The sequence below is a fragment of the Actinobacillus porcinus genome, from assembly GCF_901764995.1.
GTDB classification, from domain to species: domain Bacteria; phylum Pseudomonadota; class Gammaproteobacteria; order Enterobacterales; family Pasteurellaceae; genus Exercitatus; species Exercitatus porcinus.
The window spans coordinates 1-24,073 of the sequence record NZ_CABFKI010000018.1; the positions used below are offsets into that span (position 1 = coordinate 1).

Here is a 24,073-nt window from a genome sequence, read left to right on the forward strand (position 1 = left end):
AGCCAATCCGTTCGGGATTGACTTCGGCACGATAACCGCTAATCACGCCACTGTCTTCCAGTTGCTTTAACCGTCTTTGACAAGGCGAGATACTCAACCCCACTTTATCTGACAATTCCGTGAAAGAAATTCGCCCATTTTCTTGGATGTGAGCCAAAATTTTCTTATCTAAATTATCCATACGCAAAAATTTTCTAAAAATAAGGTAAATTATAGCAAAAAACGCAAACCTTTTTTATAGCAAAAGCGGTACAATTCTCTTATCAATTTGAACAACTTCTTGGAGAGAATGATGAATTTTGATACAAAAATCAAAGTGATTTTGCGTGATGATTTGGCAACGTGGCAGGCGTTAAATGTAACTGCCTTTTTGATGAGTGGCTTGGGTGCAACGCAAAATATTGTGGGCGAACCCTATCAAGACGCTAGTGGTGTTCAGTATTTGCCAATGAGCCAACAGCCGATTATGGTACATCAGGCAGACCGTGCAACATTATTGGAACTTTTGCAAAGTGCCAATCAAAAAGAAATGGCGGTGGCAATTTATACCGAAGAATTGTTTAAAACTTACAATGATGTAGATAATCGTGCAGAAATTGCTAAACATGAAACGAGCAATTTAAATTTGGTTGGCATTGCCATTCGTGGTAAGAAAAATGCGGTGGATAAATTAACCAAAGGCATTGCTTTACATTCATAAATTGGGAAAGCCGTCTGAAATGATATTTAGACGGCTTTTTTTGTTGTGATAAGTTTTTCAGACTGCCTGAAAATACAAACTCAAAATAAACCAGTCAATGATTTAATATCATCAATGCTCTGTTTCAAACTCATGGTTTCATTATGCAAAATCGCATATCGCAAACTTTCCATACACAAACTGGCACAAATAAATGATTGATAATGCAAAGAATGTCCCACCATATTTTGCTTAACCAATTCATCAGCAAAAGCAACTCGCAACATTTTGTGCATATCATCATATAGCCCATAACGGCGAGATTGGATTTTCCATAACGCTGAAATAGTGTGCCGAGAATTGAGAAAATCTTGAAAAACTTGTTCGGTTTGGCAATGTTCATTGGCAAGCAAATCCGCAAATTTTTGTTTAAAATCAAAAAACACTTCATCAATTAAAGAAACCAGTCCCGAATAATAACGGTAAAAAGTTGTGCGATTAACCCTCGCTTTTTCAATCACATCTTTGGCGGTAATCTCGTTAAATGGCTTTTCGTGCAACAAATCAATTAAAGCACGGTGCATGGTTTCGCGTGTTTTAATCACACGCAGGTCGGTTTTGTTCATGGCTTACTCGTTGGTTAAACTATTTGCTGGTTAATTTCATCATAAGCATACTTTTTGTGTATTTTGTATGGATATGATGAAATTTGAATATCATTTATAGCTATTTTAACACATAAAAATATCCTAAAATACGCTCATCTTAAATTTTCAACACACACAAGGATTTTTTATGAAACGCACTATCGTCATTACTGGGGCAACATCGGGTATCGGCAAAGAAACGGCATTGGCATTTGCCAAATTAGGCGACAATATCGTGGTCAGCGGTCGCCGTGAAAAAGAAGGTTTAGAAGTTATCAATGAAATCAAATCATTGGGTACGAATGCGATTTTTGTCAAAACAGACATTACCCAAGAAAATGAAGTCAAAGCCTTGATTGAACAAGCCGTTGCCCATTTTGGTAAAATTGATGTAATGGTCAATAATTCAGGCATTGCAGGGCGTGAAAATGTACCATTACATCAACATTCTACCGAAAATTTCCGTGAGTTGATTGAAGTCAATGTGATGGGGCTATTTTGGGGAATGAAATACGCCATTGACGCCATGCTCAAAACTGGCGGTGGCGTGGTGGTTAATTTGGCATCTATTGCAGGTTTAAATGGCATTGAATTTACTTCGCAATATTCGGCAAGCAAACACGCAGTGGTCGGCTTAACCAAGTCGGCGTCATTGGATTATGCGACACAAGGCATTCGGGTCAATGCCGTTGCCCCTGGGGCAATTAAAACCGATATTTTGCAAAATGCTATTAACGCAGGCGTTTATCCAGAAGATAAAATTGCAGGCATTCACCCGATGAATAAAATGGGCGATACGAGTTCTATTGCTAATGCGATTGTGTTTTTGGCATCGCCTGATGTGCCGTTTATGACAGGAACGATTTTAAATGTTGATGGCGGTTTTTGTGCCAAGTAATTTTTAAAAATCAATGGGTTTTGGTGTTTTAATAATGCCAAAACCTTTCACTTTTTAGAATAATAAAATGTATCAACAGACCATTAATGTTTGAGATTATGGGATAAAAGAACGGTCAAATTTCCACAAATTTTTGCATTTGCAAAATTCAGTAGAAATCTGACCGCTTGACAATCTGCTCCATCACATTTAAAATGTGTTCAAATTTTTAAACCTATAAACAAATATGAGCCAAAAAACCGTTGATATTTTACGTGAGTGCATTCCGACTTTTACTGTGTTAAGCGATGAAAACCGTTTGATGATTTTGCATATTTTGTTTGAAAACGGTAGTTTGAATGTCAATGATTTGACCGAACGGCTGCATTTATCACGCCCTGCGGTGTCGCATCATCTCAAAATTATGTTGGACGCCGGTTTGGTGCGTGTTGATCAGCAAGGCAAAGAGCGTTATTACACCGTGAGCCTACAACAAGCCGGCGAGCGTTTTCGGCGTTTAATGTCGTCATTTATTGCAGATGGTTGTATTAAACCATTGGACGACTAGCTAATTTTTATGATTACCTAACACGGCTATTGCTAGAGTTGCTGGTATTTAGCCGTAATTTTTTACCCAAATAGGTTTATATTTTTAAACCTATAATCTCAATAAGGAATTTTATGCTATTTCAACCTTTTACCTTTTCTAACGGCAAAATTGCCAAAAACCGTTTTTTCAAATCCGCAATGGAAGAACAGCTTGCCAAACAAAATCAACCTACAATGCCGTTGGTGCAACTTTATGACACTTGGGCAAAGGGTGGCGCTGGTGTGTTGGTGACGGGCAATGTGATGGTCGCTGAAAACGGCAAAGGCTCGATCAACGATGTGGTACTCACGGACGAACGCAGTTTGCCGATTTTGCAACAATGGGCGAAGGCTGGCATGCAAAACGATACTTTGCTGATTATGCAGATTAACCACGCAGGCAAACAGTCGCCCAAAGTGTTATCGCCAACGCCCGTTGCGCCGAGTGCGGTGGCGTTGCAGGGAATGGACGGCTTTATCAATCCACCCAGAGCCTTAGCCGAACCTGAAATTGACACCTTAATTCAGCAATTTGCCACCACCGCAAAAATCGCCGAAAAAGCCGGATTTTCGGGCGTGCAAATTCACGCGGCACACGGCTATTTAATCAGTCAATTTTTATCGCCGCACCACAACCGCCGTGAAGATAAATGGGGCGGCAGCCTTGAAAATCGTATGCGATTTTTAGTGGAAATTTACCACGCCATTCGTGCGGCGGTGCAGCCTGAATTTTTGGTCGGCTTAAAACTCAACTCGGCGGATTTCCAAAAAGGCGGTTTTGATGAAACGGACAGCATTCAAGTGGTGCAAAAAATGGCGGAATTAGGCATTGATTTTATTGAGATTTCAGGCGGAAATTATGAAAGCCCCGAAATGCTAACCGCCAAAGCCAGCACGCAAAAACGTGAGGCGTTTTTCTTGGATTATGCCGAAAAAGCCCGTGCCGTCTGCAACGTACCGCTGATTATCACAGGCGGTTTCCGTAGTGAAAATGCAATGAACGAGGCTCTGCAAAGCGGACATCTGGATTTTATCGGCATCGCCCGACCTTTTGCCTTACAACCCGATTTACCAAACCAAATTCAACAAGGCAACTATCAAACCATCGTGACCAACCGCATAAAAACAGGTTTCGCCCCGGTGGATAACAAACTCGGTGCGGTGCTGGAAATGGATTGGTATATGGCACAAATGGCGTTAATCGGCAATGGCAAACAGCCAAATCCGACACTTTCGCCGTGGAAAGTGTTATTCAAAACCCTTTGGGAAAACGGCAAGGCTGGGTTGAGTACAGGGCGCAGTTGAGTTAAATCGGTTTCAGGCAGTCTGAAAATACAAATCAACACTTAATTAACCATTTATTTTTTAAGGATAAAATTCTATGAATAAAAATACCATAACAAAATTAGCCGTATTATTGTTGGGTTTTGCATTAAATATGAATAGCCAGGCTGAAACGGTGTCTGTAATGCCTGTACAAACTGCTGTGCCGGTTGAAAAAAATTTATCATCATCTGTTTTATTATGGGTGCGTGCCGATAAACCACGCCAAGATAGTATGCAGCGTTGGCAAGGACCGCACGCTCAAATTATTGCTGCCAATACGGATTTGAAAGAGTATCGTCAAATTCATTTTGCAGAACACAATACAGGTTTGTGGCAAGCCATTGATGGCGTGGAAACCCATATTCCGACCGAGAGAAAAATTGATGGGGTAGCCGATGTTACTTTAAAAGGTCATTTTTCTGCTCAAGGCGAAAAGCAAAGTCAGTTGGCGCAGGCTGATGAAGTGAATTTATTCAAACGCACCATTTTGTATGCGGCAATTCCTGAAAATTCCAAGCAGTATCGTGTGGCAAACCGTGATGATGTTGTGAACGCTCGGAGTATGGTCTTTATTCGCAAACGACCTAATATCAGTGAACAAGAATTTCAACAATTTATCAATCAAGAATTAGCCCCAAGTTTGGCGAATATGGGTAAATTGAAAGAATTGCGTACCGCAGCATATAATCCGTGGCAACAAAGTCAATGGAATTCGCCCAATGTGGCACATGATAATGCGCCGGAAGTACAGTTTCACGGGGCGTTGATTTTGGGTTTTGCTGACCGTCAGGCGATGAGTGTATTTTTTCAAAGCGATGAATTAAAACAGCTTTCTAAGAGAATAGCGGTATTTAGTTCAGCCATTCATGCCTATGATGTTGAGAAAACGCTGGTTTTTATTGATAATGGTCGGCAAGTTAATCCGTAATTTTGGCGAGATTTTACGATTTGCCAGTATTTGTAGGGTGCGTATGAACGCACCTTTTTTTGTCCAACATTTTATTTTTGTGATCTTGATCGAAAAAATCACCGCTTGTTGTTTTCTTGGTTGCGGTTTTATTCTATGTTTATTATGTCAAAATTTAACCGTTGCAAAAAATGCGAATTTTTAACGAAAGGAAACGACTATGCCAAAAATAAAAAAAGAGAAAATAGAAGCGAAAGGTTTTAGCATCGAAGTTTATACAGAAGATTTTAAGAATGATTATATTAGTTTGACTGATATTGCAAGGTATAAAAATAAGATAGAGCCAAATGTTGTTGTAGCAAATTGGATGAGAAACCATAACACAATAGAATATTTGGGGATATGGGAGCAATTAAACAATCCGGAATTTAACCCCATCGAATTCGAGGGGTTTTTAAAAGAAGCAGGGAGCAATGCTTTTACGTTATCTCCACAAAGATGGTCAAATAGCACAAATGCAAAAGGGATATTTGTGAAATTGGGAAGAGGTGGTGGAACATTTGCCCATAAGGATATTGCGTTTAAGTTTGCATCTTGGATATCCGCAGAATTTGAACTCTATATTATTAAAGATTATCAAAGACTAAAAGAAGCTGAAACATCAAAACTATCCTTAACTTGGAATTTACACAGAGAAATCTCGAAAATTAATTATAAAATTCATACCGATGCGATAAAAACCTATTTGTTGAATGATTTAACGGAAAGTCAATTGGGTTTTAAGTATGCCAGTGAAGCCGATATGCTAAACGTTGCGTTGTTCAATAAAACAGCTAAAGAGTGGCGAGACGAAAACAAAAATGTAAAAGGAAATATGAGAGATTATGCCAGCTTAAATGAACTTTTAGTACTTGCGAATATGGAAAGTTATAATGCTATTTTGATTGAAAAAGGTTTAGCACAGAAAGAGCGAATGATTGAGCTGAGAAAACTTGCAAGAAATCAAATGTTGTCCTTAGAAAAGTTGGGGCAGAAAAATATAGCGTTATTGGAAGATAAAAAATAAAAGTACGGTCAGATTTTCACAAGATTTTGCAATCCGCAAAAAATTCAGAAAACCCGACCGCTTGTTGTTTTCTTGATTGCGGTTTTATTCTATGTTTACGCAAAATTCAGCTATTGCAAAAAATGCAACAACTCAAAAAAAATTGGCTAAATTTTAACTATTAAGGATTTCTTACAAGTTCAAATTCAACAGGATCAATAATGCAAAACCAAATTCAACTTTATACGTCCGCAGACGGCAAAATTTCCTTACAGGTTTCGTTGGATAATGAAACGGTGTGGCTTACACAACTTCAAATGGCAGAATTATTTGGAACAACGCCAGAAAACGTTTTAATGCACCTTAAAAATATTTATAAGGAGCAAGAAATTGATGAAATTTTAACTACTAAGGATTTCTTAGTAGTTCGCCAAGAAGGTAAACGTCAAGTACAGCGTAGTTTAAAACACTACAACCTTGATGCGATTATTTCTGTGGGCTATCGAATTAGCTCTAAGCGTGCAACACAATTCCGCCAATGGGCAACCCAAACTTTGAAACAATTTTTGGTGCAAGGTTATGTGCTTAACCAAAAACGCTTGCAGGAAAAAGGTGTGGAATTTAGCCAAGCGGTGGCATTGTTAAGTCAAACGCTGACTAACCAAGCCTTGATTAGTGATGAAGGTAAGGCGGTTATTGGTGTGGTGCAGGACTATGCGAGAACTTGGAGCTTATTGCAGGCGTATGATGAGCAAAATCTAGCAGCGATTTCGGTGCAGCAGCCTGAAATGAAACCCTTGGTATTTGAAGATGTTTTAACCGCTATTTCGCAATTAAAACAAGAACTAAAAGCCAAAGGCGAGGCGACTGAGCTATTCGGGCAGTTACGAAGTGATGGCTTGGCATCGGCGATTGCGACCATTGAACAAGGCTTTGGCGGAGAGTGGTTTTATCCGAACATTGCCAGCCGTGCGGCACATTTATTGTATTTTGTGATCAAAAACCACCCGCTTGCAGACGGCAATAAACGCACAGGTTCTTTCCTGTTTTTATGGTATTTACACCAAAATCAAGCCCTGCTTGCTAAACCTGTTAATGAGTTGATTAATGATAATACTCTTGTCGCTCTTGCCTTGTTGGTGGCAGAAAGTTTGCCTGAACAAAAAGAGTTAATGATCCGTTTGGTAGAGCATTTTATTTTGTTAAAGGGGTAGTGGTGTGTACTCACCATTCAAATATAAGATAAAAATGGTGCGTTAGCAAACGCACCCTACCACGCTTTCCCTTCAAAATTCTCCACCAAAAAATCAATCAGTTTTCTCACGGCAAGGGGGAGTTTGTCCCTTGATGGATACATCGCATAAATGCTGAATGTCGGCAGTTGCCAGTCGGGTAGGACGGCTTGCAGTTTGCCCTGTTGCAGTTCGGTTTCCAGCATATATTTTGGCAACATCGCAATGCCGTTTCCGTCTAGCACGGCGTTGAGCAGTGCTTGGGTGTCGTTGGTGGTGAAACGGCTGTTTAGGTCAAGCAATACTTCCTGTTCCCCTTGCGTACATTTCCACGCTTTACGGTTGATGTTATGGTGCGACAAATAGTGATGTTGATACAAATCTTCAGGCTGTTTTGGTGTGCCGAACTGTGCCAAATAATCAGGCGTTGCCACCAGCAATGAATGGCAATCAGCAAGTTTTCGGGCGATAAAATTTGGGTCGGGGGTGTTGGTAATCCGAATGGCAAGATCGATACGCTCGCTGATTAAATCCATCTGCTGATCGTTAAGCAACAGCTGAATATTCAACTTCGGGTGTAACTGCAAAAAGCGATTGACCATTTGCACTAAATGATACGTCCCGAAAGTTTGGCTACTGGTGACACGCAACGCGCCACGCAACTCGCTTTGCTGTACCATCATTTCTTGTTCCATCTCTGCGGTTAAATTGGCAATTCTTTGGCAAAAAAGCACCGCTTGTTCGCCTGCGTCTGTTAGGGCGACTTTGCGGGTGGAACGCTGAAACAGTCGGGCATTCAGCCATTCTTCCATTAAAGCGACATAACGGCTAATCATCGGTTTGGAAATCTCTAATTGTTCTGCGGTGGCGGTAAAACTGCCTGTTTCGGCAACGGTCAGAAAGACCTTAATAGCGGTGAGTTTGTCCATAATTATCCTTTTGTTTCTTAATTAGAAACAATTATATTCTAAAATCGCTGTTTTTCTCTCTTTTTATTTCATTAAAATACATACATCAATGACTTTTATTATACGAAAAATAGGAAAACAAAATGAAAATTTACTACTTATTCGATCCTCTTTGTGGCTGGTGTTATGGGGCGTCAGCGACATTGCAAAAACTCAATGAAATCTATCCGCTTACACTCACGCCAACAGGCTTGTTTTACCAAAGTGGTCGTAAAATGGACGCAGATTTCGCCCGCTATGCGTGGAGTAACGACCAACGGATTGAAAAATTGACCGGTCAGCCGTTTAGTCAGGCGTATTTGGAAAACGTGTTGCAAGGCGAAGGCGATTTTGATTCGGCAAACTGTTTGCTGGCTTTAACGGCGGTACACCAAATTGCCCCTGAAAAAGAGCTTGCTGTGTTGTCAGCGTTGCAGACGGCACGCTATGTGGACGGTTTGGATAATGCGGATTTGACGGTGGTTGAACAGGTGTTACACAAGCTCAATCTTAGCCAAGCTGTGCCGTTGCTTAGCGAACAATCTACCCAAACGGCATTAGCACAACGTCTTCAATTCGGGCAACAACTCGCCCACCATTGCGGTGTGCAAGGCGTGCCGCAGTTGATTGTCGAAAAAGACGAACGGTTGTATATTGTGCCGAGCCAGTTGTTGTATGGGGACATTCAAGGGTTGAAGGATTACTTACAACGCTTATAAAAGAGCGGTGGAATTTTCATAAGTTTTGCATTTGCAAAATTCCCTGAAAATCCCACCGCTTGTATTTTTACGCCCAACCACGCTAAAAATCCAACCGCTTGCTCAAAATCTCTCTTAACAGTTCAAACACTTTTACAATTCGTAAAGGGGTAACCGTTTGATATGGGCGGTAGAGATAAATTTGCCACGGTTGTTTCGGAATGTCGGGGAAAAGTTCCACGAGTTCTCCGCTGTCCAAATAAGGCTGGCAGAACATACCTAATAATTGTGAACAAACTTGCCCAGATAGGGTGGCTTGCAGTTCGCTTGCCATATCGTTACTGATAAATTTGGGGGCGAGTGGTGTGATGGTATGTTCGGCATTGATTTGCCATTGCCAAATACGCCCTTGCAGAGCATTAAACATCGCTGCCAGTGGATAACGTTTAGCCAAATCGGTGAGATCCGCAGGCGTTCCCAATTTTTCGATTAAGGCTGGCGAGGCTACAATTTTTTCTTCTACAGTGGCTAAATGATGCGTAATCCAATCCGGTTCGGGCTTTTGGCAAATGCGGATACCCATATCAATTTGATTATCCACTGCTTTTAACGATGTTAAATCCACACGCCAATCAATGGCTAAGTTGGGATAGGGCGCAATGGCTTGCAATAAGTCCGCTAAAATTTGCGTGTGATTAGGCAGTGGCGGCAGGGTAATCCGCACCGTGCCTTGAATAGCTTGTTGGTTAGTTTTGGCGAAACTGAATAAACGTGCCTCTTCATTTAAGAATTGCCGTGCCTCCACTAAAAATTGCTGACCAAACTCAGTAAGCTGGACATTACGGGTGTTGCGTTTGAATAGCGGTTCGCCCAAAGTATTTTCTAGCTCCGCAATAGTTCGGCTGACGACTTGTGGAGATACAGATAAACGTACCGCTGTTTCACGAAAGTTGAGGGTTTCGCTTGCCACACAAAAGTAACGTAATGCATCCAGTTTATTCATATTGTTCCGTTTTTTGAGATAGAGAATGTATTTATTAGTGATTTTATCAAGATAATAATCGGGCTACAATGACGTGTCTTTTACCAATCTACAAAAGGAAAGAATATGAAAGAAAAATTGACCGCACTTTTTCAACCTTACGTCTTAAATAATGGTGTGGAAATCTCGAACCGTCTTGTGGTTGCGCCGATGACACATTTTGCCTCAAACCCAGATGGTACATTAAGCGAGCAAGAACAACGCTTTTTAAGCAATCGTGCTGAAAATATCGGCTTGTTTATTACAGCGGCAACTCTTGTAGCAGATGGTGGGAAAGCTTTTGTTGGGCAACCTGAAGCGATCCACGAAAGTCAATTAGATAGCCTTGCTCGCACAGCAAATTTGCTTAAAGCACAAGGCGCAAAAGCAATTTTGCAAATTCATCACGGTGGCGATAAATCTATTCCAGCGTTGCTGAACGGTAAGGATATGGTCGCACCAAGCGAAAATGCCGAGGTGGGGGCAAGAGCTTTAACGGAAGCTGAGATTTTGGCGTTGATTGATGCTTTTGGCAACGCCGCAGATTTGGCACTGCGTGCAGGCTTTGACGGTGTGGAAATTCACGGTGCGAATGGTTATTTGATCCAACAATTCTATTCAGCACAAACTAATCGCCGCACCGATGCGTGGGGTGGCAGCCAAGAAAAACGTATGGCGTTTCCAATGGCAGTTATCGACAAAGTGACGGCGGTACGCCAACGACACAACCGCCCAGATTTCATTATCGGCTACCGTTTTTCGCCAGAAGAACCGGGCGAAAATGGCTTAACAATGGCGGATACTTTTGCGTTAATTGATGCTTTAGTGGAAAAACCATTGCAATATTTACATATCTCATTATGGGATTTCTACAAGCAAGCACGCCGTGGCGCAGATGCAACCATCACCCGTATGCAATTAGTTCACGAACGTATTGGCGGTAAATTACCGCTAATTGGCGTAGGCAATTTATTAACAGCTGAGCAAATCTTAGCTGCCTACAGCACCGGTTGGGCGGAGTTTATCGCCCTTGGTAAAGTGGTAATGATTAACCCAACTATCGGCACATTATTGGCAGAAGGGAGAGCGGACGAAATTGTCAGCGAGCTTGACCCAACGCAAGCCGATCACTACGGTATTCCTGATATGTTATGGGATATGTGCATTAAAGGCAGCCCGTGGCTACCGCCAGTGGTAGGGCAAGAGTGGAAGCCTGTGGATTTATAGTTTTAATGAACAAATTTGTGGGGCTAATGTGATTAGCCCCTACAAGTGAGTACATTTAAAAAAAACACCGTCTGAAACCTCAATTTCAGACGGTATTTTCTCTTATTTATCCAACCCTTTTTCTTTCAACCACTCCGCCAAATGCTCCGCCACTTGTACGTTGTTTGTGTCAGACATTGGAAAGTGGGTATTGCCTTTAATCCCCACTTTCGGCAGTTCGATCACTTCTACTTTACCACCGTGTTTGTTCACCACGTCCGCCCATTGTTTGGCGAGGCTTAGGCGGATGCGCCATTGGTCTTCGCCTTGGTTGTCGGACGGTTTGTCGCCGATGAAATCGCCGAAGTAGATCACAATCGGCATTTTGGTCAGTTTTTCAAAGTCCGCTTGGCTGGCGACCGCAGGTTTGATGTCGCCGAATTTGCTGGTAATGGTCGGTGGTACTTCGCCTTCAGGGAATGGGAAGTTACCCGGTTCATATGCCACAATGCCTTTCACTTTATCGCTCTGCATACCGACCAACCAGCCGACAATACCTCCTTGCGAGTGGGTAACCAAAACGCCGTTGCCAATGCGGTTAAACAGTTGGTCTAGGCTTTCGCTAATCACTTTTGCGTCAAATGCGCCGGTATTTGGGGTCATTTGGCGGAAAAATTGGTTAAGCGACTGTTCGTCTTGTGGGAACGCAACGTCTTGATTGAAATTCGGGTAAGTGCCGATACGGAATTGGGCAAACCAGAATTGATCGTCCGGTGTTGCTTTGATTTCGGCGTCCACCGTGCTACGTCCCGACCAGCCACGGCGTGGTTGATCCACTAAATAAACAGGGTAGTTTTTGCGTAAAAAGATATTTTGGAAACCTTCACGACCGTCCGGTGTGGTCTGCCAAGTCCGCATAGATTGTCCTGCACCGTGTAAGAATACCAACGGATAAGGGCGTGGGTTGCTCGGGATTTGGTAAAACACCGTGGCGTGGTCGCCGTGCAAGGTTTGTCCGCCTGCCTGAACGGACGCATTGAACACGTCCATAAAGTTGTTGCTTGCTTTCTCTTTGGCGATTTCAGGTAGCGGCTGATAAGTGCCACTACTGGTTTTCACCGTACCGCCCACAGCAAAACTGCCTTGTTGTTCAATGGAAAGTGGGGCGGCGAAACTTTGCACCGCTATCGCACAAGCGGTCAAAATTAAGGATAATTTTGCAGATTTTTTTAACATCGTTTACTCCTTAAAAATTGTAATTCGGGGCTAATAAGCGTTGCAATTTTTCGTCGTGATGTGGTTTCACTTCAGGTTGATTATCAAAAATCATTACCTTGCCATTTTCACGAGTGTAAGCGTCCCATTGCGGTAAACCTTCGGCGTTTGGGTTGCCTGTTTTAGCGAAGTTTGTCCACGCACGGCTCATTTTATCGGCAAGGGCTTGAGCATCTTTGCCACCACCTGTCGCCTGTGCCATACGCTCTATGTTATTGAACACAAAAGCGATTTCGGCGGTGTGATAACTCATCGGCACACTGTTAAACACTGGCGTATCCCAACTGAAAATATAGTTATACACAGGCGCACCTTGTTGATCCGCTTTTAAGCGAGCAGTTTTTAAGGCTGGCGTACGTAGGAAACTATCCACATACAAGGCATCGGCAATCATTCGGTTTGGATAAGCCTCACGGAACGCCGCCACGATTTCATCGGTTTTGTTGCCATATTTGGCTTTTAAGCGATCCATTGTTTCACTTTCAGTCCAAGTAAAGCGGTTGCTTTTTTGTGAATTTTGCAAATCCATTTGCAGTGGAAAACTTTCCCATTCCGTTAAATTTGAACCGATCAGCAACGGAATATCTTTGGCGATTTCAGGGTATTTTTCGCCTACAGGTTGTTGTGGAATGAGTTTGCCATCTAATGTTGGCGTCCAAAACAAGGCATAACTCGCACCACGCAGAGCGGTGATTTTTTGCTCTTTTGCTGTTTGTTTTAAGGCTTCATTTGCTGAATTATTGATCTGCTCAGGGGTGAATTTTTTCAGTTCATCAAGTGCGGTTGATTTTACCCCTAAATTTTTCAGCGTTAATTCGGTTACACGTTGGCTAACTTGTGGATCGAGTAAGTTCATTCCCATTTTTTCTACCGCACCGCTTTGCACTACGGCTTTATGGAACAAGCCTTTTGCAGACGGCATTGCCATTAAGGTCAATACTTTCGCACCGCCACCGCTTTCGCCGAAAATCGTAACATTATTCGGATCACCACCAAATTGAGCGATATTTTCTTTCACCCATTCGAGTGATGCGACTAAATCTTGCATTCCCAAGTTCGCCGAGTTTTTATATTGCTTACCATAAGCGGACAAGTCCAAAAAGCCCATTGCATTTAAACGATGATTGACCGACACTACTACCACATCGCCTGTGCGTGCCAAGTTCGCACCGTCATAGCTGTCTAAATCGTTCGATGCACCCGACTGAAAACCGCCGCCGTGTATCCACACCATCACCGCCCGTTTTTTGCCGTCTGACACCGAAGGCGACCAAACATTAAGATTTAAGCAGCTTTCGCCTTCCGTCATTTCAGGGCCTGTGAAGAAGAACGAACGTCCGCCCATCGGCACTTGCGGACAGACTTCACCATAAGTTAAGGCTAATTTTTCCCCTTGCCAGTTCGCCACTTTTTGCGGCGGCATAAAACGCTCGGCGGTGGCATAAGGCACACCTTTATAAGTTACCACGCTATTTTGCACATAACCTTGCACTGCACCTGCTTGAGTTTGCACCACCGCAATATTATTGCCTGCCTGAACTTGCGTTTCTGCGTAGCTCATTGTCGTCATTGAAATAGAGGCAGAAAGTAATAAAAGTGGAAACAGTTTAGATTTTGTTGGTTTCATTATTTGCTCCTTTGGGGGAAAGTGCGGTTGGTTTTTGCAATGTTTTTTCATAAACCGACCGCTTGTCTATTATCCGCGGTGTTCCGCCAACCATTTCACCATTTTCGGATCACGATGATTGAAGATAATTTCATCACGGTTGAGTGTGGCGATTTGGGCTAAATCTTGTTCATCAAGCGTAAAATCAAAAATCTCACGGTTTTCGAGCATACGTTCTACTTTGACTGATTTCGGGATAATCGCCACGCCACGTTGATTAAGCCAACGCAAGACCACTTGTGCCACCGATTTGCCGTGTTTTTGGGCAATTTGGGTTAAAATCGGGTTGCTGAAAATCTCAAACTTGCCTTCCGCAAGTGGCGCCCACGCTTGTTGCAAAATGCCGAGTTCTTTATGGAAAGCGATTTCCGCATCACGTTGATAGAACGGGTGCGTTTCGATTTGGTTTACCGCAGGCACAATTTCGTGGCAAGTGATTAAATCCATTAAGCGATCCATATGAAAGTTGCTCACGCCGATAGAACGGGCTTTGCCTGCTTTATATAGATCTTCCATCGCACGCCATTGCTCGTGGACATCGCCAAAGGGTTGGTGCATTAAATATAAATCCACATAGTCCAAACCTAAGCGAGTTAGCGAATTTTCAAGGGCTTTTTGGGTATTTTCGTAGCCATTTTCACGCTGTATCCATAATTTTGTCGTGACGAAAATTTCTTCCCGTGGAATACCGCTCGCTTTGATTGCACGTCCAACGCCAGCCTCGTTGCCATAAACGGCGGCGGTGTCTAATAAACGATAGCCTGCGTTTAACGCTTCTAATACCGCTTTTTCAGTTTCTTCATCGCTCACTTGAAACACGCCAAAGCCAACCATAGGCATTTCAATTCCGTTATTTAATTTTACTGATTTCATTTTTTTACTCCTGTGTTATTTGAATGAGCGCATTATAGATGAGCAAGATTGTTTTGATTAGTAGGGAATAATTTGATACGCTTTTGAATAAAATTCAACAATCAAGGGTTTTAAGATGATTGATAATATGAACGAGCTGCGCAGTTTTATTATCGTGGCACAAACAGGCAGTTTTACCAAAGCCGCTGCACGGCTGAATGTCTCGACTTCGGCGTTAAGCCATTCAATGCGCAAACTGGAAGAGCAGCTCAAAATCAAACTGTTCAACCGCACCACCAGAAGTGTCGCCACCACCGAGGCGGGCGAGCAACTTTTCAGGCAGCTTTTGCCGCTCTTTGAAAGCATTGAAGATAACATCAATGCGCTCAGTACCTTTCGGGATACGCTAAACGGCACGTTGCGCATTAACGGCGCAGACCACGTTTTTATGTATGCCATTTGGGATAAATTATTGAACTTTATGGAAAAATATCCCGAAGTCAAATTAGAACTGACCAGCGATATGAAATTTACCGACATTGTCGCAGGGCGGTTTGACGCGGGGATTCGCTTAGGCAGAGAAGTGGATCAGGATATGATTGCGGTGCGGATTTCCGATGATATGCAAATGGCATTGGTCGCCACGCCCGAGTATTTGGCAAAAAACGGCACACCGCAAACCTTGCAAGATTTAACCCAACATCAATGCGTCTGCGTGCGAATGCCGACTTCCGAAGGCTTGTTCGTTTGGGAATTTCGCTCGCCCGACAGCCAAGAAATCATCAAATTCACCCCAAACGGACGGTTGGTAGTCAATAACAATTACCTCGCCCAAAAAGCCTGTCTCTCCCACTTAGGCTTAGCCCTAATGCCCAAAGACCGAATGGCAAAAGAGTTAGCGCGTGGCGAAGTGGTCGAACTGCTGCCTGAATACGCAATGCACTATGACGGCTACCATCTTTACTACCCCAACCGCCGCCAAAACTCACCGCTGTTTAAAGCGTTGGTGGAGTGTTTGAGATAGAGTGTTTGAAATAGGGAAGTGCGGTTATTTTTGCAAAAGATTTTGCGAAAATGACCGCTTATTCATAAGCAATTTTACATTCTATGTAATGAGCATTATAATAATCAAAATTAAACAAATTGGTAAATATAATGCTCAATAAGTCAAAATCTGCCATTATCTTTCCTGATTATCAACAAGCCTTAAATCAGCTTGGGGAAAATATCAAACTTGCCTGCAAACGCCGTAAATATACGCAAACCTTGCTCTCTGAACGCACGGGGTTAAGCCGTTTAACCATTCGCAAAATTACTCAGGGCGACCCGACTGTTTCTATCGGGCACTACACGGCTGTGTTGGGCGTGTTAGGTTTGGTTGATGATTGGAAATTGGTGGCTCAAGATGATGAGCTAGGCAGAAAATTGCAGGATATTGCGTTACTAAAGGGGAAGAAATAGATGCAGGTTTATGTTTTTGCGGATTGGATTGGGCTTGAACAACCCACTTTTGTAGGTACGCTCAACGCCGATAAAATTAAGGGAAAAGAGCATTTTCGTTTTGCCTATGATGAGCATTGGCTTAAGACTTTTGCTCAACAAATCGATCCTGACTTACAACTGTTTCGTGGCGAACAACATAGCCAAAACACGCAGAATTTTCGGGTTTTTCTCGATAGTTGTCCCGATCGTTGGGGGCGATTGTTAATGAAACGCCGTGAAGCATTTAAGGCAAATCAAGAGCAACGCCGACCTAATCAGTTAGGAGAAATTGATTATTTGCTTGGTGTACACGATACCAACCGTATGGGGGCATTGCGTTTTAAAACTGATTTAAACGGCGATTTTCTTGATAATCAAAGCCAATTTGCGACACCGCCGATTTCATCATTACGTGAGCTGGAATATGCCTCGCTGCAAGTTGAACAAGATAACACACAAGATAATGATTACCTAAAATGGCTTTCTATGTTGATTTCACCCGGCTCATCATTGGGCGGAGCTAGACCAAAAGCCTCTGTGATTGATGAAAATCAGCAGCTTTGGATTGCCAAATTTCCCAGCCGTTATGATGATTATGATATGGGTGCTTGGGAATTTGTTGCTTATCGCTTGGCTTTACAAGCAGGTATTCAAATGGCGGAATGTCGTATCGAACGTTTTAATCAACCCTTTCATACCTTTTTAACCAAACGCTTTGACCGCCTTGGCACGCAACGGCTGCATTTCACATCTGCATTGACACAACTCGGCTATTACGATGGCGATTATGAGGCGAGTTATTTGGAAATGGCTCAGTTTCTCACGCAACAAGGGGCTAACACCAAAGCGGATTTGGCTCAACTTTGGCGGCGTTTAGTGTTTAATATTGCCATCTCAAATAGCGATGATCATCTGCGTAATCACGGTTTTTTGATGGCAGATAACGGCTGGCGGCTTTCGCCTGCTTATGATTTAAATCCCGTACCCTATGCTCAAGGCTTACATTTAAACATTACCGACAGCGACAACCGACTTGATTTTCGTTTGGCTTTTGACGTGGCGAATTTTTTTCAACTGACACCAAAACAAGCGGATGAAATTTATCAAGATGTGATAGAAAGTGTGAAACATTGGCAAACAGTGGCAACTGAAATTGGTATCAGTCGAGCCGAACAGGAACGAATGAGAGGAGCGTTTAGGTTGGAATAGGCAAAGAGCGGTCGTTTTTGCAAAAGATTTTACGAAAACCACCGCTTAGCTTTTTCAGGCAGCCGAGTAAAACGTGCCGCCCCTGAAAAATGCTCGCTCGGTGCCGCCGTCCATTGATGTTGCGGATAAAGCTGTCTCCCAGTTGAGTACACTAAGTTGTGCCGAATACTTGAGAAACGGACAATTGCAAATTTTATTGCCAAACCTACCGCTTGAAAAATGGCAATTTTATCTGTACCGCCCTTATCAGACGCTAACCCCGAAAAGAGTGTTAGTGGTGTTTGATGTGTTGGAAAAAATTTTAAAGGAAAAGTTTGGAGAAAGAGCATAAGCGGTCGAATTTAAGAGAGATTTTGCATTTGCAAACTGCTCTTAAAATCTCACCGCTTGTTTTGTGTCAAGTCATTAACGTGTAATGTTTATCGCATTTGATTTGGCGTTAATCCCCATTCACCGGCGGATGATTGTCCTTTCACATCGCCAACAAACAGACGAATTTGGGTGCGGAATTTTTCTACTTCTGCACGATTTTCCATAAATTGCTCAAATTGGGCTAAGTTTGCGTTTGGATATTCCCAAATGGCTTTATAGCCTTCAGGTTGTTTTACGTCTGTACGCACAGGCCACATATACCAAACATTTTCTTGGAAATCTTTATCTAATAACCAGCTTAAATAAAGTTTTGCCGCTGCCGGGTGTTTGGCGTCTTTTAAAATCGCCGCACGTTGCGCCCAAGCCACAAAACCTTCTTCGCTCGGTAACACAAATCGGGATTTCGCTGTTGGATCAACTTTTAACATTCCATCGGTTGAGAAAGTCGCCGCATAAGTTCCAGCCTCCACTTCATCTGCCGGTGCTTGTGTGCCACGCACAAAGTGCGGTTCGTTTTTCATTAAATTTTGTAACCAATTCCAACCGTATTTATCCACGGCTAACTTATAGCCAAACAGCACGGCATCATCATCGTTCGGATAAGTTGAGATGATTTTGCCTTTTAATTTCGGGTTGGTGTAGTCGGCAAAGGTGGTTGGCGTTGGAATATCACCGAGTGCTGTTTTGTTTGAAACGTTGCTAAACGCATCCACAAATACACCTGTCCAAGCGCCGTCTTTATCTTTAAACGCTGGGTAAACTTTATCCCAACCCAGTGGTTTATACGCCATTAATACACCTTCCGCTTTCCAACGTGGGTAGTCTTGCAAGGTTTGTAGTTGTACCACGTCCGCTTGCAGATTTTTGGTTTCCAGTTGGTAATCAATGCGGGCATCGTGTACTTTGCTGTAATCTACGATGGTTTGCAGTTTCATTTTTGGGAAACGTTTTTCAAAGGCAGCTTTAATACCGTTTTGTTGTTCAGCGGTGTCGCCGCCGGCATACACGACTAAGGTGCCGCCTTCTTTAACCGCCGCTTGATAAAGTTCGTCTAAAGAACGGTTTTCAACATCCACCGCAAAGGCAGAAGTGCCGATTAAAGCGGTCGAAATTAGGGTAAGTTTTGCAAATAGTTTCATTGTGTTTTCCTTTTTATCATTAAGTCTTAAAGCCATTCCACTTCGCCTGTTACGACAGTTGCACCAATTTCAAGGTAGGTATCGCCACGTAATTCAGGGTAGGCTGATTTCATTCGTTGAATGAGATCTTGGCTGTTTTGAGCTTGAGCTAATTCTTCTTCTAAACGAAGTAAGTATTGTTTGTTAAATTCAATAACTGTTGGGCAAATTGCGCCTAAAAAGTGCGCTGGGGCAACGGCTTTCGGTTGAAGAGCTGCCATATCGCCTAAAATATCAATCCATTGCTCACGAGATTTTTTGGTTGGGTTGCTGGCAATCCAAAGGTGAATACCTTGGAACAACCAAGCACCGCCAAATAATACTTTGGTTTCTTCCGACCATAAGTAAGTACGCATTGGATCGCGCGCAATGCCTTTAATATCAATGCGATGTTTGCCCACCATAAAATGATCTTCGTGATAAACATCGGGGATCATAAACATTCTCGGCGCATTGTTACGCTCTTTTAAAATCGGTTGCCAGTATTCAATTTTGCCGATTAAGTTGCGTTTAATGCCTTCCACGGTGGTTGGGCGTGCAACGACTTTGGCATTGGGAAACGCGGAGGCAATAATGCTTAAACCAAAGTAGAAATCAGGGTCAAAGTGGCTGATGTAAATGGTTTTCAGTGGTTTGCCGGTGGCTTTAATGGTATCAACAAGATACTGTGCGTCATATTTTTGGAATTGAGCATCGACCAGCATCATTTCATTTTCAGCCTCAATAATGGTGGAAGTGACCGAAAATAAACCGTTCTCTTGTGGGTTAAAGCTATAAATTTTTAATTCGTCTTCAGGTTGGGTTAAATCGTAACGTTTCATTTTTTTTCCTCTGCGTGATGAATGTCTGCATTATATTGAAATAAAAAATAGGAAAAATAGCGTTTAATGAATATAATTGTTACAAAAATTGTAATAATAGAGGTTTAATATGGATCGTATTGAGGCGATGAACATTTTTCTGACGGTGGTTGAAACGGGGAGTTTTACTACAACAGCAGATCGGCTGGATTTATCTCGTCCAATGGTAACCAGAGCAGTAGCATTGGTGGAAGAGTGGTTTAATGCACGATTATTGCAACGTACCACACGCCGAGTTTCGCTGACTTCCGCAGGAGAGCGAGCCGTAACACATTGCCAAAAAATGGTTGATTTAGCGGCTGAAATTGAACAAGACATCTTGGCACAACAAGGGGAGTTGCAAGGCTCACTGCGGATAGCCTCAAATTCATCATTTGGTAGCACCCATTTATTACTGGCGATTAAAGATTTTTTGCAACGCCACCCCAAATTGAACATTCAATTTCAATTAAGCGATCAGTCGGTCAATTTAATTGATGAACGCATTGATTTGGCGATTCGCTTTACCAACCAGCCCGATCCAAATTTAATCGCTCGCCCTTTAGCGACTTGTCATTCGCTATTGGTCGCCAGCCCTGAATACTTGGCGCAAAAAGGCGTTCCGCAAACACCACAGGATTTGGCGGAGCATATCTATCTGGCGCACGCCAATATCAACCGCAAAGAGTGGAAGTTTTACCAAAACGAGCGTGAAATCAGCCTAGAACTCACCAGCCAATTCACCACCAATGACACCGGCGCATTGTTAAATCTTACCCTCGCAGGCGGCGGCATCGCAATGCTGCCGAAATATCTCTTAAACGAGCATCTAGCTAGTCAGCAATTAGTGCCAATTTTAACCGACTGGCAACTCCCAACCTATCAAATTTACGCCCTATATTCCTCTCGCCACAAACTGCCTTTAACTATCCGCACATTGGTGGATTTTCTGGTAGAGAGATTTAGGGGAGTGAGTTGGTAGGGGGATGTTAATTTTATAATTGAAAGTTTTGATGTTTTTCACAAGAGTTTTAAGTGTAGTTGAAACTTTTTGGGTTTTAAAAGTGGTTTTGTAAAAGATTTTGCAAAAACGACCGCTTGTGGAGTTTTAGGGGAGAACCCCTCCTTTTTCTGCATATAAACTGGCGTGTTTGGCACATTTTTATGCAAAAAGATGGCTTATACTGCGTCCACTTTTTTAACAATGAGGAAATGTGATGTTCAAAAAATTACTTTTAACTACCGCACTTTGTTTACCTTTTTCGGTTTTAGCAAACGAGACTTTTACTTTAAAGGTCAATGGGTTAGAGAATGGTTCGTTTAGTCAAAAGCACTTATTAAGCGCCAATTATGGCTTTGGTTGTTCAGGTGAAAATTTATCGCCTGAAATCGAGTGGAAAAATGCGCCAAAAGGCACTAAAAGTTTTGTTTTGACGGTTTATGATAAAGATGCACCAACAGGATTAGGTTGGGTGCATTGGGAAGTGGTCAATATCCCAGCCAATGTGACTAAATTGCCTTTAGGGATTACGGCGCAATCAGATAAGTTGCCGAAAGGCGCATTACAAACACGCACTGATTTTGGCGTGCCTGGCTATGGTGGTGCTTGTCCGCCGGTTGGGGAGAAACATCGTTATGAATTCACGCTAACCGCCTTGAAAATAGAAACATTACCGAATGTTACTGCAGAGAGTACACCTGCATTAGTTGGGTTCTTTACCAATGCGAATGCCCTTGGTAAAGCGCAGTTTACGGTGGAATACGGTCGTTAAGGCTGCCGCTCAAGTTTTTGCTTGGGCGTTTTTTATACCTACACGAATAAGTTTTTGTTGCTCATTTTGTATGGGTTGCGAAAACGTTGATCGTACATCAGAGGGCAAAAAACCAAAACGTTGCTTAAATCGAACCGTAAAACGTGATGGGCTACCATAGCCCACTTCATTGGCTATATGAACAATTTGCCACGATGTGATTTGCAATAATGTTAATGCACGAGACATTCTGACATCGGTTAGCACGTCTCGAAAGGTGGTTTCTGCTTTATTCAATGCTCGGCGTAAAGAGGTTTCACTTAAATGCAACTGCTCGGCAACATATGTTAATGTCCAATGAAATGCAGGATTAGCCGCTATCATTTTCCGTACTTGATGTAATAAATTTTGGTTTTCGTATGAGCTAAAACTCAGGTTTTCAGCCTTTAACCACGCCAATAATTCAAAGAGTTTTAACTTTAAAACCAATTCGGGCAAATGTTCGTTGCCTAATGCAAGAATGGCTTGTTCAAATTGCCTTTGTAATGCGATCTCGGGTTGGATTTTGTGTAATTCCTGTACTGGGTTGGCAATACCAAATAAATCAGCAAATTCATCCACGATTGCTTGCTCTAAAGCAATCCAACAGGCTTGGTAATAACCGTTTTCCGTATCAGGGTTGTTCAGCACATCAAAGGTTTGCCCCGCACTTAATAACACCATTTCCCCAGCATAAATAGTTAATTCCTGACCACGCCAACGTAAGATTTTGTATCCCTTCTGAATATATAAAATGGTCGGTTCATCAATTGCCATTCGGGTATAAAGTAATTTGTGATGTTGTATAACTGTGCCACTATTAGCAAGGCTAGAGCGAGCAAGAAAGGTGCGTTTTGGCATAAAGTGCGGTTATTAAAGGGAATTTGTGAGTATATTGAGAAGAAGTCTATCAGTTTCACAAAGAAAACAAAAGTTATAGAAAGACGGTATAATAGTTTTATTTCAAAATTTGAAACAGTGATATTCAAAAATCGCTATTTTTTCTCCTTTTTATTTCAATATAATGCATGCATCAACAGCGATAATGCTGAAAATATGAATTAATAATAAAAGGAAAACCCAATGAAAAAATCTCTTTTACTTTTAACCGCACTTTTCTCTTCAACCGTTGCAATGGCACAAACGACACCGGAGCAAAACAAAGCGAATGCGTTGGCGTTCTATGAAATGGCGTTCAATCAGCACAAAGTGCAAGAGGCGACCGATAAATATATCGGTAAAGAATACTTGCAGCACAACCCGACCGTGGCGGACGGCAGTCAGGCTTTTGTTGATGCCTTTGCACCGTTTTTAAAAGCGAACCCGAAATCACGCGCAGAGATTAAACGTGTCGTGGCGGACGGCGATTTAGTGATGTTGCACGTTCACAGCAAATTAAACGATGAAGATCGTGGCGAGGCGGTGGTGGATATCTTCCGTTTCGATAAAAACGGCAAAATCGTAGAACATTGGGACGTAATCCAAGCGGTGCCTGAAAAAACGGAAAGTGGGCGTGGGATGTTTTAAGCGTTAGCTGATGATAAGCGATGGGGGTTGCAACTTGTTTGTGGGCCCCATTGTTTTTCTGGAAATGATATTTTTGATTTTAAATATCAATTAATTTATCATTATTTATTGGTTAAAGCTATTAAATGAATAGTTAGACAAATTCCGCCAAAAGCCTATACTTGTTCACAAGTTCCGATTTTACACGGAATTCATCTCAACAAATAAGAAGGAAAATATTATGTCAGCAGTAAACACACTCAAAACTTTACATGCCACAATCAAAACATTCACTTTTGAAATGCAAAAATATCATTGGATGGTAAAAGGCAAAAACTTCTACAATCTACATAATGCTTTTGAAGAGCTTTATGATTGGGGCTTTGAACAAGAAGATGAAGTAGCTGAACGTTTGCTAATTATTGGCAGCGAGCCGTTGCTTTCTGTTGAAGAAGTACAGGCATTGAACAAAATTGTGGTATTGCCAAAAGTGGATTTAGCGGAAGGGAAAATGATCGCTAATCTTAAAGCATCATTAGAAACCATTTTAGCTATTGCTCGTCAAGGTTTAGAAGCGGTTGGCGATGATGTCGGCACAGACGCGTTGCTTTCTGATCTTGTTGCGGATCTCGAAAAACGTTTGTGGATGTTAAATGCTTATTCTGCTTAATGGTAAGCTCAGCCCATAAAATGAATAAAAAAAACCGCACTTTTCAGCGCGGTTTTTTTGC

27 protein-coding genes are annotated in these 24,073 nt (G+C 42.3%); 16 read left to right on the forward strand and 11 right to left on the reverse strand.

The features are described 5' to 3' along the window. On the reverse strand, positions 1 to 181 hold a 181-nt coding region (locus E7T07_RS10405), incomplete at its 3' end, for an Lrp/AsnC family transcriptional regulator (RefSeq protein WP_135711073.1). 111 nt (positions 182 to 292) lie between these two features. Here E7T07_RS10405 and E7T07_RS10410 point away from each other — a divergent pair. Beyond that, positions 293 to 700 (forward strand): DUF2000 domain-containing protein, encoded by a 408-nt coding sequence (locus E7T07_RS10410; RefSeq protein ID WP_135711074.1) that lies wholly within the window; start codon positions 293 to 295, stop codon positions 698 to 700. Positions 701 to 780: 80 nt separating this feature from the next. Here E7T07_RS10410 and E7T07_RS10415 read toward each other — a convergent pair whose 3' ends face one another. Further along, on the reverse strand, positions 781 to 1,305 hold the full coding sequence (locus tag E7T07_RS10415) for a TetR/AcrR family transcriptional regulator (RefSeq protein ID WP_135711075.1): 525 nt from the start codon (positions 1,303 to 1,305) through the stop codon (positions 781 to 783). Positions 1,306 to 1,474: 169 nt separating this feature from the next. Here E7T07_RS10415 and E7T07_RS10420 point away from each other — a divergent pair, with 169 nt between their 5' ends. The 6 genes from E7T07_RS10420 to E7T07_RS10445 all read left to right on the forward strand — a co-directional run bounded on the left by E7T07_RS10420 (position 1,475) and on the right by E7T07_RS10445 (position 7,283). Further along, positions 1,475 to 2,224: an SDR family NAD(P)-dependent oxidoreductase gene (locus E7T07_RS10420; protein ID WP_135711076.1), complete on the forward strand. Its 750-nt coding sequence runs from the start codon at positions 1,475 to 1,477 to the stop codon at positions 2,222 to 2,224. A 226-nt stretch (positions 2,225 to 2,450) separates the two neighbouring features. Continuing rightward, positions 2,451 to 2,771 (forward strand): ArsR/SmtB family transcription factor, encoded by a 321-nt coding sequence (locus tag E7T07_RS10425; protein ID WP_005821012.1) that lies wholly within the window; start codon positions 2,451 to 2,453, stop codon positions 2,769 to 2,771. A 113-nt stretch (positions 2,772 to 2,884) separates the two neighbouring features. Continuing rightward, positions 2,885 to 4,096, forward strand: a complete 1,212-nt coding sequence (locus tag E7T07_RS10430; RefSeq protein WP_135711077.1) for an NADH:flavin oxidoreductase/NADH oxidase family protein — start codon at positions 2,885 to 2,887, stop codon at positions 4,094 to 4,096. A 76-nt stretch (positions 4,097 to 4,172) separates the two neighbouring features. After that, entirely contained in the window at positions 4,173 to 5,045 is an 873-nt protein-coding gene (locus E7T07_RS10435; protein ID WP_135711078.1) for a strictosidine synthase, read from the forward strand. Positions 5,046 to 5,244: 199 nt separating this feature from the next. Beyond that, positions 5,245 to 6,090: a KilA-N domain-containing protein gene (locus tag E7T07_RS10440; protein WP_135711079.1), complete on the forward strand. Its 846-nt coding sequence runs from the start codon at positions 5,245 to 5,247 to the stop codon at positions 6,088 to 6,090. Between the two features lie 200 nt (positions 6,091 to 6,290). Beyond that, positions 6,291 to 7,283, forward strand: a complete 993-nt coding sequence (locus tag E7T07_RS10445) for a virulence RhuM family protein/type II toxin-antitoxin system death-on-curing family toxin (RefSeq protein WP_135711080.1) — start codon at positions 6,291 to 6,293, stop codon at positions 7,281 to 7,283. Between the two features lie 56 nt (positions 7,284 to 7,339). Here E7T07_RS10445 and E7T07_RS10450 read toward each other — a convergent pair whose 3' ends face one another. Then, the gene (locus E7T07_RS10450; RefSeq protein WP_135711081.1) at positions 7,340 to 8,230 is read right to left on the reverse strand and encodes a LysR family transcriptional regulator; all 891 of its coding nucleotides are present in this window, start codon (positions 8,228 to 8,230) and stop codon (positions 7,340 to 7,342) included. Between the two features lie 122 nt (positions 8,231 to 8,352). On the opposite strand from E7T07_RS10450, the gene E7T07_RS10455 reads away from it, so the two are divergent. Next, positions 8,353 to 8,967, forward strand: coding sequence for a DsbA family protein (locus E7T07_RS10455; protein ID WP_135711082.1), 615 nt, complete (start codon positions 8,353 to 8,355; stop codon positions 8,965 to 8,967). Positions 8,968 to 9,049: 82 nt separating this feature from the next. Here E7T07_RS10455 and E7T07_RS10460 read toward each other — a convergent pair whose 3' ends face one another. Next, the gene (locus E7T07_RS10460; protein ID WP_135711083.1) at positions 9,050 to 9,949 is read right to left on the reverse strand and encodes a LysR family transcriptional regulator; all 900 of its coding nucleotides are present in this window, start codon (positions 9,947 to 9,949) and stop codon (positions 9,050 to 9,052) included. Between the two features lie 105 nt (positions 9,950 to 10,054). On the opposite strand from E7T07_RS10460, the gene E7T07_RS10465 reads away from it, so the two are divergent. Continuing rightward, the gene (locus tag E7T07_RS10465) at positions 10,055 to 11,194 is read left to right on the forward strand and encodes an NADH-dependent flavin oxidoreductase (protein WP_180338725.1); all 1,140 of its coding nucleotides are present in this window, start codon (positions 10,055 to 10,057) and stop codon (positions 11,192 to 11,194) included. A 102-nt stretch (positions 11,195 to 11,296) separates the two neighbouring features. Here E7T07_RS10465 and E7T07_RS10470 read toward each other — a convergent pair whose 3' ends face one another. The 3 genes from E7T07_RS10470 to E7T07_RS10480 form a co-directional block, all read right to left on the reverse strand. After that, positions 11,297 to 12,409, reverse strand: a complete 1,113-nt coding sequence (locus tag E7T07_RS10470; protein WP_135711084.1) for an alpha/beta hydrolase — start codon at positions 12,407 to 12,409, stop codon at positions 11,297 to 11,299. 10 nt (positions 12,410 to 12,419) lie between these two features. Continuing rightward, positions 12,420 to 14,075: a carboxylesterase/lipase family protein gene (locus E7T07_RS10475; RefSeq protein ID WP_135711085.1), complete on the reverse strand. Its 1,656-nt coding sequence runs from the start codon at positions 14,073 to 14,075 to the stop codon at positions 12,420 to 12,422. A gap of 69 nt (positions 14,076 to 14,144) precedes the next feature. Beyond that, positions 14,145 to 14,987, reverse strand: coding sequence for an aldo/keto reductase (locus E7T07_RS10480; RefSeq protein ID WP_135711086.1), 843 nt, complete (start codon positions 14,985 to 14,987; stop codon positions 14,145 to 14,147). Between the two features lie 115 nt (positions 14,988 to 15,102). On the opposite strand from E7T07_RS10480, the gene E7T07_RS10485 reads away from it, so the two are divergent. From E7T07_RS10485 to E7T07_RS10495, 3 genes are all read left to right on the forward strand, one after another. Then, complete coding sequence (locus E7T07_RS10485) at positions 15,103 to 15,990, forward strand: LysR family transcriptional regulator (protein ID WP_135711087.1); 888 nt, start codon at positions 15,103 to 15,105, stop codon at positions 15,988 to 15,990. A 131-nt stretch (positions 15,991 to 16,121) separates the two neighbouring features. Further along, positions 16,122 to 16,427 carry a helix-turn-helix domain-containing protein gene (locus tag E7T07_RS10490; protein WP_135711088.1) on the forward strand — a complete coding sequence of 102 codons (306 nt, stop codon included), beginning with the start codon at positions 16,122 to 16,124 and terminating at the stop codon, positions 16,425 to 16,427. Further along, positions 16,428 to 17,657: a type II toxin-antitoxin system HipA family toxin gene (locus tag E7T07_RS10495; RefSeq protein WP_135711089.1), complete on the forward strand. Its 1,230-nt coding sequence runs from the start codon at positions 16,428 to 16,430 to the stop codon at positions 17,655 to 17,657. 29 nt (positions 17,658 to 17,686) lie between these two features. Here E7T07_RS10495 and E7T07_RS10500 read toward each other — a convergent pair whose 3' ends face one another. The 3 genes from E7T07_RS10500 to E7T07_RS10510 form a co-directional block, all read right to left on the reverse strand. Next, positions 17,687 to 17,986, reverse strand: coding sequence for a hypothetical protein (locus E7T07_RS10500; RefSeq protein WP_135711090.1), 300 nt, complete (start codon positions 17,984 to 17,986; stop codon positions 17,687 to 17,689). A 90-nt stretch (positions 17,987 to 18,076) separates the two neighbouring features. Then, entirely contained in the window at positions 18,077 to 19,168 is a 1,092-nt protein-coding gene (locus tag E7T07_RS10505; RefSeq protein ID WP_135711091.1) for an ABC transporter substrate-binding protein, read from the reverse strand. 26 nt (positions 19,169 to 19,194) lie between these two features. Next, on the reverse strand, positions 19,195 to 20,028 hold the full coding sequence (locus E7T07_RS10510) for an MBL fold metallo-hydrolase (protein ID WP_135711092.1): 834 nt from the start codon (positions 20,026 to 20,028) through the stop codon (positions 19,195 to 19,197). 109 nt (positions 20,029 to 20,137) lie between these two features. On the opposite strand from E7T07_RS10510, the gene E7T07_RS10515 reads away from it, so the two are divergent. Together E7T07_RS10515 and E7T07_RS10520 are read left to right on the forward strand one after the other, a co-directional pair. Continuing rightward, positions 20,138 to 21,028, forward strand: a complete 891-nt coding sequence (locus E7T07_RS10515) for a LysR family transcriptional regulator (protein WP_135711093.1) — start codon at positions 20,138 to 20,140, stop codon at positions 21,026 to 21,028. Between the two features lie 235 nt (positions 21,029 to 21,263). After that, the gene (locus E7T07_RS10520) at positions 21,264 to 21,818 is read left to right on the forward strand and encodes a YbhB/YbcL family Raf kinase inhibitor-like protein (protein ID WP_135711094.1); all 555 of its coding nucleotides are present in this window, start codon (positions 21,264 to 21,266) and stop codon (positions 21,816 to 21,818) included. 9 nt (positions 21,819 to 21,827) lie between these two features. On the opposite strand, the gene E7T07_RS10525 is transcribed toward E7T07_RS10520, so the two are convergent. Then, positions 21,828 to 22,697 carry a helix-turn-helix transcriptional regulator gene (locus tag E7T07_RS10525; RefSeq protein ID WP_135711095.1) on the reverse strand — a complete coding sequence of 290 codons (870 nt, stop codon included), beginning with the start codon at positions 22,695 to 22,697 and terminating at the stop codon, positions 21,828 to 21,830. A gap of 222 nt (positions 22,698 to 22,919) precedes the next feature. Between E7T07_RS10525 and E7T07_RS10530 the strand changes: the two genes are divergently transcribed. Continuing rightward, entirely contained in the window at positions 22,920 to 23,363 is a 444-nt protein-coding gene (locus E7T07_RS10530; protein WP_135711096.1) for a nuclear transport factor 2 family protein, read from the forward strand. Positions 23,364 to 23,583: 220 nt separating this feature from the next. Continuing rightward, entirely contained in the window at positions 23,584 to 24,012 is a 429-nt protein-coding gene (locus tag E7T07_RS10535) for a Dps family protein (protein ID WP_135711097.1), read from the forward strand. The last annotated feature ends 61 nt before the right edge of the window (positions 24,013 to 24,073 follow it).

Coding starts and splice junctions, on each gene's coding strand:
- E7T07_RS10410 (WP_135711074.1), top strand. CDS start 293: ATGAATTTTGATACAAAAATCAAAGTGATTTTGCGTGATGATTTGGCA.
- E7T07_RS10415 (WP_135711075.1), bottom strand. CDS start 1,305: ATGAACAAAACCGACCTGCGTGTGATTAAAACACGCGAAACCATGCAC.
- E7T07_RS10420 (WP_135711076.1), top strand. CDS start 1,475: ATGAAACGCACTATCGTCATTACTGGGGCAACATCGGGTATCGGCAAA.
- E7T07_RS10425 (WP_005821012.1), top strand. CDS start 2,451: ATGAGCCAAAAAACCGTTGATATTTTACGTGAGTGCATTCCGACTTTT.
- E7T07_RS10430 (WP_135711077.1), top strand. CDS start 2,885: ATGCTATTTCAACCTTTTACCTTTTCTAACGGCAAAATTGCCAAAAAC.
- E7T07_RS10435 (WP_135711078.1), top strand. CDS start 4,173: ATGAATAAAAATACCATAACAAAATTAGCCGTATTATTGTTGGGTTTT.
- E7T07_RS10440 (WP_135711079.1), top strand. CDS start 5,245: ATGCCAAAAATAAAAAAAGAGAAAATAGAAGCGAAAGGTTTTAGCATC.
- E7T07_RS10445 (WP_135711080.1), top strand. CDS start 6,291: ATGCAAAACCAAATTCAACTTTATACGTCCGCAGACGGCAAAATTTCC.
- E7T07_RS10450 (WP_135711081.1), bottom strand. CDS start 8,230: ATGGACAAACTCACCGCTATTAAGGTCTTTCTGACCGTTGCCGAAACA.
- E7T07_RS10455 (WP_135711082.1), top strand. CDS start 8,353: ATGAAAATTTACTACTTATTCGATCCTCTTTGTGGCTGGTGTTATGGG.
- E7T07_RS10460 (WP_135711083.1), bottom strand. CDS start 9,949: ATGAATAAACTGGATGCATTACGTTACTTTTGTGTGGCAAGCGAAACC.
- E7T07_RS10465 (WP_180338725.1), top strand. CDS start 10,055: ATGAAAGAAAAATTGACCGCACTTTTTCAACCTTACGTCTTAAATAAT.
- E7T07_RS10470 (WP_135711084.1), bottom strand. CDS start 12,409: ATGTTAAAAAAATCTGCAAAATTATCCTTAATTTTGACCGCTTGTGCG.
- E7T07_RS10475 (WP_135711085.1), bottom strand. CDS start 14,075: ATGAAACCAACAAAATCTAAACTGTTTCCACTTTTATTACTTTCTGCC.
- E7T07_RS10480 (WP_135711086.1), bottom strand. CDS start 14,987: ATGAAATCAGTAAAATTAAATAACGGAATTGAAATGCCTATGGTTGGC.
- E7T07_RS10485 (WP_135711087.1), top strand. CDS start 15,103: ATGATTGATAATATGAACGAGCTGCGCAGTTTTATTATCGTGGCACAA.
- E7T07_RS10490 (WP_135711088.1), top strand. CDS start 16,122: ATGCTCAATAAGTCAAAATCTGCCATTATCTTTCCTGATTATCAACAA.
- E7T07_RS10495 (WP_135711089.1), top strand. CDS start 16,428: ATGCAGGTTTATGTTTTTGCGGATTGGATTGGGCTTGAACAACCCACT.
- E7T07_RS10500 (WP_135711090.1), bottom strand. CDS start 17,986: ATGCTCTTTCTCCAAACTTTTCCTTTAAAATTTTTTCCAACACATCAA.
- E7T07_RS10505 (WP_135711091.1), bottom strand. CDS start 19,168: ATGAAACTATTTGCAAAACTTACCCTAATTTCGACCGCTTTAATCGGC.
- E7T07_RS10510 (WP_135711092.1), bottom strand. CDS start 20,028: ATGAAACGTTACGATTTAACCCAACCTGAAGACGAATTAAAAATTTAT.
- E7T07_RS10515 (WP_135711093.1), top strand. CDS start 20,138: ATGGATCGTATTGAGGCGATGAACATTTTTCTGACGGTGGTTGAAACG.
- E7T07_RS10520 (WP_135711094.1), top strand. CDS start 21,264: ATGTTCAAAAAATTACTTTTAACTACCGCACTTTGTTTACCTTTTTCG.
- E7T07_RS10525 (WP_135711095.1), bottom strand. CDS start 22,697: ATGCCAAAACGCACCTTTCTTGCTCGCTCTAGCCTTGCTAATAGTGGC.
- E7T07_RS10530 (WP_135711096.1), top strand. CDS start 22,920: ATGAAAAAATCTCTTTTACTTTTAACCGCACTTTTCTCTTCAACCGTT.
- E7T07_RS10535 (WP_135711097.1), top strand. CDS start 23,584: ATGTCAGCAGTAAACACACTCAAAACTTTACATGCCACAATCAAAACA.